Below are 7,673 nucleotides of genomic sequence, written 5' to 3'. Positions count from 1 at the left end.
TTTCCATGGCCCGGCCATGGAGCGCGGCATGCCCGACTTCACGGGCAAGCTGAGCATGGAGGACGTGCCAAAGCTCAAGGCCTTCATCCAGGGCACGGTGGACGCGATACGGCCGAAGAAATGAGCGCAAAACAGTGGCAAACCGCGCCTTCAGAAGGCTTCTCGCCTCATCTGACGGCGCCTACGGACGTGTTCCAGCACACTCATGCAAAACCGCCATCGTGCCCCGCAAGTGCAAGGGCTTGCGTTGCCAGCGCTTGCACCATGCGCGGCTCGAAGGGGTTGTGCCCTGTTTCTTCGATCCAATGCAAGCGACTGCCGGGTAGCCGCGCATGCACGTCCCAGGCGGCGCTGGGGCGGCATACCCAATCCAGGCGGCCGTGAAGCAAGATGGTCGGAATGCCATGCAGACGCTGCAAATGTTTGAGCAAAAAGCCCTCATGCCAGCCGAAACATCCATGGCGCAAGTAGTGCGCCTGTATGCGGTATTTATCGACCAGGGCGCGGGCAAGCTCTGGCGCCACGCCATGGCGTGGTGCGACCAGTCGGCGTTCCGTTACGCTGGCTTCCCAGGCCTCCCAGGCCAAAGCCGCGGCCAGTGCTTCTTCGGGCGCCCCTTTCAACACCGCGTGCGCCAAAGATGCCAGCGCGCCATCCGCGGTTGCGCTGGGAAACTGCTGCGCCAAGGCCTGCCAGGCATCGGGCAAAAGCACCCGCACCTGATGGAAAAACCAGTCCAGGTCTGCCTTGCGCCCCAGGAACACACCGCGCAGCAGCAACCCGGTGCATACCGAAGGATAAGCCGCCGCGTAGGCAAGCCCCAGTCCCGCTCCCCAGGAGCCGCCGACCACCAGCCACTGCGCAATGCCCAAGTGTTTGCGCAACTGCTCCAGATCGCGCAGCAAATGGAGAGTGGTATTGGCATACAGGCCGCCCCTGGGCGTGCTGCGGCCGCAGCCACGTTGGTCGAAAAACACCATGCGAAAACGTTTTGGATCGAACAATTGCCGATGTGCCGGACTGCAGCCACTGCCGGGGCCGCCATGGAGAAACACCAGCGGCACTCCTTCGGAGTTGCCGCATTCTTCGTAATACACCCTATGGTCGCCGTCAACAGCCAGCATCCCGCTGGCATAAGGGGATATGGGGGGATAAAGCGTGGAAGGCATGAAAAGGCGCGTATGTCAAGAGAGTAGGCTGCTAGGTATTATCCCTAGGAAACTTGCCAGAGGAAACTGGCACACTGAGTCTGTCCCTTCGAGCATTCGAAGGATTTTTGTTCCTCCAAACCTTGAAAGGAGTATCACCATGCAATGGGAAAAACCTGCTGCAATCAATATGCGCTTTGGTTTTGAAATCACCATGTATATTGCGGTTCGCTGAAATATAAATCCCGTCAAGCTGCCTTGGCGGGATTTATATGTAAAAATTGCCGGGATATGCGGCATGAATGAGTTTTCCTGCTTCCAGGAAATTGGTGTCACGTTCATCGACGGGTTTTATTTTGAAAATCCATGTTCTCGGCGCTGCTGCTGGTGGCGGCTTTCCGCAGTGGAATTGCAACTGCCTCCACTGCACGGCCATACGCAGCGGCAGCCCAGATTACCGCGCGCGCACGCAGTCTTCGATTGCGGTGAGCGGCAACCACACAGATTGGCTGTTGTTCAACGCCTCGCCGGACATCCTGCAACAGCTGCGCGAATTTCCGGCGCTGCAGCCGGCACGCGCGCTGCGCGACACTGCCATTCGCGCCGTCTTTTTGATAGATGCGCAGATCGACCACACCACCGGCCTGTATATGCTGCGCGAGCACCGTGAGCCGCTGCAGATATGGTGCCATGCCTGGGTGCGGGAAGACCTCACGCACGGCAACCCCCTATTCAATTTGTTGCGCCACTATTGCGGCGTGGAGTGGCATGAGCTGCCCCTGGAGGGGGATGGCTTTGCCATTCCGGCCGTGCCAGGGATCATGTTCCATGCGCTGCCACTCATCAGCAACGCGCCCCCGTATTCCCCCCATCGCGACCAGCCCCAGCCTGGTGACAACGTGGGTGTGACGCTGACCGACCTGCAAACGGGCAAAAAGCTTTTCTACGCGCCCGGCCTCGGCCAGATGGAGCCGCATGTCTGGGCGGCCATGCAGGCCGCCGACTGCGTGCTGGTCGATGGCACGCTGTGGCGCGATGATGAAATGATCGCGCTCGGCGCATCCCGAAAAACCTCGCGTGCCATGGGGCATCTTCCGCTGAGTGGGCCTGGCGGCATGCTCGAATGGCTGGAGCAACTACCTCAGCGCACGCGCAAGGTGCTGATCCATATCAACAACACCAACCCGATCCTGAATGAGCGCAGCCCTGAACGGCAGGAACTCACGCGCCGCGGCATCGAGGTGTCCTACGACGGCATGGAGATCGAACTGTGAGCCAACACCACCTCCCACCTCCCTGGAGCAAGGAAGAGTTCGAGGCAAAGCTGCGCGGCAAAAGCAGCGGCTACCACATCCACCACCCTTTCCACGTGATGATGGCCGAGGGCAAGCTGACGCAAAAGCAGTTGCAAGGCTGGGTGGCCAACCGCTTTTACTACCAGATTTGCATCCCGATCAAAGACGCCGCCATCCTGTCCAACTGCGATGACCGCGAGATTCGCCGCGAGTGGATCCAACGCATTCTCGACCACGATGGCTACAAGATCGGCGGCATCGAAGACCCGGGCGGGATCGAGGCCTGGATTCGCCTGGGCGAAGCCGTCGGCCTGACACGCGAAGCCGTCACGTCCTTGCGCCATCTGGCGCCGGCTGCGCGCTTTGCCGTGGATGCCTACGTGAATTTCGCACGGCGCCAGCCCTGGCAAGAGGCCGTGGCATCCAGCCTGACCGAGCTGTTCGCCCCGCATATCCACCAGCAGCGCATCGATACCTGGCCCACGCAATACCCATGGGTACAGGCGGAAGGTCTGCACTATTTCAAGCAGCGCCTCACGCAGGCGCGCCGCGACGTCGAACACGGCCTGCGCTTCACGCTGGACTATTTCAGCCAGACCCGTGCCATGCAGGAGCGTGTGCTGGAAATACTGCAGTTCAAGCTCGACGTGTTGTGGGCCCTGGCCGATGCCATCATGCTCGACCAATGCCACATCGAGATCCAGGGACCCAAGCATGGCTGAGTTGCCTTCCATGGCGCCGCAGGAGCGCCCGCGTCTGGCCGGGCACTTCCGCCTGCAATGGGAAGAGGCGCAAAAGGCCTGGGTGCTGCTCTACCCGGAAGGCATGGTCAAGCTCAACGGCAGCGCCGGCGAAATCATGCGCAGGATCGATGGCCGCAAAACGGTGGGCGAGATCGTGGAGGAACTGGAGCATGCCTTCGCCACCGAGGGGCTGGCCCAGGACGTGCATGACTTTCTGGTCATCGCACAACAGCAAGGCTGGGTCAGGACATGAGTGAGTCTGCCCCCCAGGCTTCTGCGTCCGGCGGCCCAGAGATTGGCCCTCCGCTCTGGCTGCTGGCCGAGCTGACCTATCGCTGTCCGCTGCATTGCGTGTTTTGCTACAACCCCGTCGATTTTGCCCACGCCGGCCCGGAGTTGGGCACGGACGACTGGCTGCGCGTGCTGCGCGAAGCGCGCGCCGCGGGCAGTGTGCAATGCGGCTTTTCGGGCGGCGAGCCCTTGCTGCGCGACGACCTCGAAGTGCTGGTGGCTGAAGCGCACCGCCTGGGCTTTTACACCAACCTGCTGACTTCCGGTGTGGGCCTGACGCAGGAGCGTGCCGCGGCCCTCAAGGCTGCAGGGCTGGACCACATCCAGCTCTCCTTTCAGGACTCGACCAAAGAGCTCAACGATTTTTTGTCCCATACCAAGACGTTCGACCTCAAGCGCCGCGTCGCCGACACCATCAAAAGCCACGGCTGGCCCATGGTGATGAACTGCGTGATCCATCGCCAGAACATAGACCACATAGGCACCATCATCGAACTGGCAGTGGAACTCGGCGCCGAATACCTGGAGCTGGCCAACAACCAGTATTACTCGTGGGCCGCCCTCAACCGCGATCAACTGCTGCCCTCGCGCGCGCAGTTGCAGCGCGCTGAAGCCCTGACCAACGACTACCGGCAAAAGCTCGGCGACAGGATTCGCATTTTTTTCGTGGTGCCTGATTACTACGAAACCCGGCCCAAAAAATGCATGAACGGCTGGGGCAACGTGTTCCTGACCATCACGCCCGATGGCTATGCGCTGCCCTGCCACACGGCGCGCATGCTCCCGGACATCGACTTCCCGAATGTGCGCGACATGCGCGTGGACGACATCTGGCACCGCTCGCCCGCCTTCCACCGCTTTCGTGGTTTTGCGTGGATGAAAGAGCCTTGTCGCACCTGCCCGGAACAAGAAAAAGACCTGGGCGGCTGCCGTTGCCAGGCCTTCATGCTGAGCGGCGATGCGGCGAATGCCGACCCGGTGTGCAGCAAGTCACCCCAGCACTATCTGATCGAACAAGCCGTTGCGCGTGCCCAGCTGCCTGATGCCGAGCGTGTGGATGCCAAACCTTTGGTGTTTCGTGATCCGGCGAATGCACGGCCCGCGTCCCGATTTTTCGAACCGTGAAAGTTCCGCGCTCGTTGTGCGCCCTCTGGCAGCACGTCGGAATGCGGATGTATGGCAAAAAAACATAGCAAAGAGACGCCATGGACTTGCACATCAACGGCAAAACCCACCCCGTGCGCGACGACCAGGTCGCGCCCGACATGCCCTTGCTCTGGGCACTGCGCGACGTGCTGCATCTCACGGGCACCAAGTTCGGCTGTGGCATCGGCGCTTGTGGCGCGTGCACCGTGCACGTGGATGGCCAGGCCGTGCGCTCGTGCGTGATGCCACTGTCTGCCGTGCAGGGGCGCGAGGTGCGCACGATCGAAGGGCTGGCCTCGCCCGCGGGTCTGCACGCCCTGCAGACCGCCTGGATCGCGCAGCAGGTGCCGCAGTGCGGCTACTGTCAAAGCGGCATGCTCATGGCCGCGGCAGATTTGCTCGCGCGCCACCCTCAGCCCACCGACGCCCAGATCGACGAGGCCATAGCCAATCTGTGCCGCTGCGGCACCTACCCGCGTGTGCGCGCTGCCATCCATGCCGCGGCGCGCGCACAGGGCGCGGCAGCGGTGCCTGCGCCGCAGGTGCTGCGATGAAGCGCCGTACCTTCGTGCTGAGTGCCCTGGGCGGTGCAGGGTTGCTCGTGGTGGGTTGGGGTGTGGCGCCGCAGCGCTCGCGCCTGGGCAAACCCGAGGACTTTGCCGGCAGCCAGGGCGAGATCGCGCTCAATGGCTGGATCCGCATCACCGCGCAGGGCCGCGTGGTGATGGCCATGCCACGCGCCGAAATGGGGCAGGGCGTGCACACGGCGCTGCCCATGCTGGTGGCCGACGAATTGGACATGCCGCTCGAGTGGGTCAGTACCGAAACCGCCGGGCCGCAATCGATTTACGGCAACGTGGCCATGTTCGTCGAGTCGCTGCCCTTTCATCCGCGCAGCACCCAGCCGGGCCAGGAGACGGTGGCGGCACGCACGGGCCAATGGCTGGTCGGCAAGCTCGCGCGCGAACTGGGCCTGAGCGTGACCGGCGGCTCTTCGAGCGTGACCGATGCCTGGGAGCCGGTGCGTCTGGCCGCGGCCACGGCGCGCGCGCAACTGGTGGCGGCTGCAGCCCAGCGCTGGGGTGTGCCGGCCGCTGAAGTCCAGGTACTCAACGGCGCGCTGCAGCATGGCGCGCGCCGTGCCCACTTGGGTGAACTGGCCGAAGCGGCCGTGCGCATCCAGCCCGAGCACGTGCGCCCCAAAACCGCAGCGCAGCGCAAACTCATCGGCCAGGCCGCGCTGCGCCGCGACGTGCCCGCGAAGGTCAGGGGGCAGGCCGTGTTCGGTATCGATGTGCGGCCGCCCGGTTTGCTGTTTGCCGCCGTGCGCATGGCGCCCGTGCTGGGCGGCGGCGTGGGCGCGCTGCGCAACGAGGCCGAGGTGCTGCGCATGCCCGGCGTGCAAAAGTGCCTGCGTCTGGGCGCCCATGGCGGTGCCACTGCGGGCGTGGCCGTGGTGGCGCAGACCACCTGGCACGCCTTGCGCGCAGTGCAGGCGCTCGACGTGCAATGGCAGGCGCCAGCGGACGACCAAGGCCAGCCCAGGCCGCCGCAGGCACTGGCCGATTCTGATCGCATCCTGCAGGCGCTGGTGCGCGAAGCTAGGGAGGGCGACGGCGGCACCACGTTCCACAGCCGCGGCGATGCCGCGCAGGCCGAAGCGCAGGCGCACCACCAGATCGAGGCAACGTACCAGGCACCTTACCTGGCGCACGCCACCATGGAGCCCATGAACGGCACCGCCTTGCTGCAGGACGGCCGGCTGACGCTGTGGCTGCCGACGCAAGTGCCCTCGCAGGTGCGCAAGCTTGCGGCCAAGGCGGCGGGGGTGGACGAAGAGCACGTGGTCTTGCACGTGACGCTGCTCGGCGGCGGCTTTGGTCGACGCCTCGAAGTGGACTACGTGCTGCAGGCGGTGGAGGCCGCCCAGGCCATGCCAGGGCGGCCGGTGCAAATCCTTTGGCCGCGCGAGGAAGACACGACACACGACTTCTACCGCCCCGCGAGCGCCGCGCACCTGCGCGCGAGCTGGGGTGCGGACTGGGACTCGGCGGGTGCAGTGGGTGCGGTAGGTGTGCGCCCGCAAAGCCTGCGCATCCACAGCGCGGGCGATGCCATCACGCCGCGCTGGATGGCGCGCACGCTGCCCGCGCTGGCCGGGCCCGTGGACATGCCCGACAAAACCGCCATGGAGGGCCTGTTCGACCAGCCTTACGCCATTGCGCACCAGCACATGCGCCACGCGGCCACGCGCAACGAGGTGCCGGTGGGCTTCTGGCGCTCGGTGGGGCATTCGCACCATGCGTTTTTCATCGAGAGCTTCATCGACGAAATGGCGGCCGAGAGCAAGGCCGATCCGGTGGCCTTCCGCCTGTCGCTGCTGGCCGACATGCCGCGCCATGCGGCCGTGCTGCGCCTGGCGGCAGACAAGGCCGGCTGGGGCGCTCCGCTTGCCGCGGGCCGCGCGCGCGGCGTGGCCCTGCACGAATCCTTTGGCAGCATCGTCGCGCAAGTGGCGGAAGTCGCGCTTGAAAACGGCGCGCCGCGCGTGCACCGCGTGGTCGTGGCCGTGGACTGCGGCACCGTGGTCAACCCCGACATCGTCGCGCAGCAGATGGAGAGCGGGGTGATCTTCGGCCTCACCGCTGCGCTGCATGGTCGCATCGACGTCAAGGGCGGCATGGTGCAGCAAAAAAGCTTCCCCGACTACCCGTTGCTGGGTCTGGCGCAAAGCCCGGTCATCGAAACGCACATCGTCCCCAGCAGCCTGCCCCCGACGGGTGTCGGCGAGCCCGGCACGCCGCCCATCGCGCCGGCCGTGGCCAATGCCTTGTTTGCCCTGACCGGCAAGCGCCTGCGCGCGCTGCCCCTGCGGCTGGGTTAGCCCTTCGTCGGCACAAGTGCCGATGGCGGCAAGGCAACACACCCATTCCCGAGTGGGTCATGGGTGTGCTGCGCCTTTGCCGCGGCAGTGTCTTCTTTCGGGCTTATCCTGCGGCGGCCCTCCCTGCGCGGGCGGCCGGGCTGTTTTGACGTGAGTCAAGCCCCTG

Annotated in this window: 8 protein-coding genes; 7 read left to right on the top strand and 1 reads right to left on the bottom strand. The window is 64.7% G+C overall.

The genetic code is table 11. The features are described 5' to 3' along the window. Window positions 1-203: 203 nt before the first annotated feature. Window positions 204-1,169: a prolyl aminopeptidase gene (gene pip, locus PYV55_RS12810; protein ID WP_275851831.1), complete on the bottom strand. Its 966-nt coding sequence runs from the start codon at window positions 1,167-1,169 to the stop codon at window positions 204-206. On the opposite strand from pip, the gene pqqA reads away from it, so the two are divergent. The 7 genes from pqqA (at window position 1,168) to PYV55_RS12780 (ending at window position 7,507) form a co-directional block, all read left to right on the top strand. Further along, complete coding sequence (gene pqqA, locus PYV55_RS16340) at window positions 1,168-1,383, top strand: pyrroloquinoline quinone precursor peptide PqqA (RefSeq protein WP_407066804.1); 216 nt, start codon at window positions 1,168-1,170, stop codon at window positions 1,381-1,383. The genes pip and pqqA overlap by 2 nt on opposite strands. A gap of 118 nt (window positions 1,384-1,501) precedes the next feature. Then, on the top strand, window positions 1,502-2,422 hold the full coding sequence (pqqB, locus tag PYV55_RS12805) for a pyrroloquinoline quinone biosynthesis protein PqqB (RefSeq protein WP_275851834.1): 921 nt from the start codon (window positions 1,502-1,504) through the stop codon (window positions 2,420-2,422). Beyond that, a complete protein-coding gene (gene pqqC / locus PYV55_RS12800) occupies window positions 2,419-3,165 on the top strand; it encodes a pyrroloquinoline-quinone synthase PqqC (RefSeq protein ID WP_275851828.1) in 747 nt (248 codons plus the stop codon). The genes pqqB and pqqC overlap by 4 nt, the downstream gene beginning before the upstream one ends. Then, a complete protein-coding gene (pqqD, locus tag PYV55_RS12795; protein ID WP_275851826.1) occupies window positions 3,158-3,439 on the top strand; it encodes a pyrroloquinoline quinone biosynthesis peptide chaperone PqqD in 282 nt (93 codons plus the stop codon). Before pqqC ends, pqqD begins: the two co-directional genes overlap by 8 nt. Further along, a complete protein-coding gene (gene pqqE, locus PYV55_RS12790) occupies window positions 3,436-4,602 on the top strand; it encodes a pyrroloquinoline quinone biosynthesis protein PqqE (protein ID WP_275851824.1) in 1,167 nt (388 codons plus the stop codon). The genes pqqD and pqqE overlap by 4 nt, the downstream gene beginning before the upstream one ends. A gap of 80 nt (window positions 4,603-4,682) precedes the next feature. Next, entirely contained in the window at window positions 4,683-5,177 is a 495-nt protein-coding gene (locus PYV55_RS12785) for a (2Fe-2S)-binding protein (protein WP_275851822.1), read from the top strand. Next, window positions 5,174-7,507, top strand: a complete 2,334-nt coding sequence (locus tag PYV55_RS12780) for a xanthine dehydrogenase family protein molybdopterin-binding subunit (RefSeq protein ID WP_275851820.1) — start codon at window positions 5,174-5,176, stop codon at window positions 7,505-7,507. Before PYV55_RS12785 ends, PYV55_RS12780 begins: the two co-directional genes overlap by 4 nt. Window positions 7,508-7,673 lie beyond the last annotated feature (166 nt).

It is taken from the genome of Extensimonas soli, assembly GCF_029211265.1.
Taxonomy (GTDB): Bacteria; Pseudomonadota; Gammaproteobacteria; order Burkholderiales; family Burkholderiaceae_C; genus Extensimonas; species Extensimonas soli.
The sequence above is the reverse complement of the archived record's forward strand: the minus strand, read 5'-3'. Positions and strand labels throughout refer to the sequence as shown.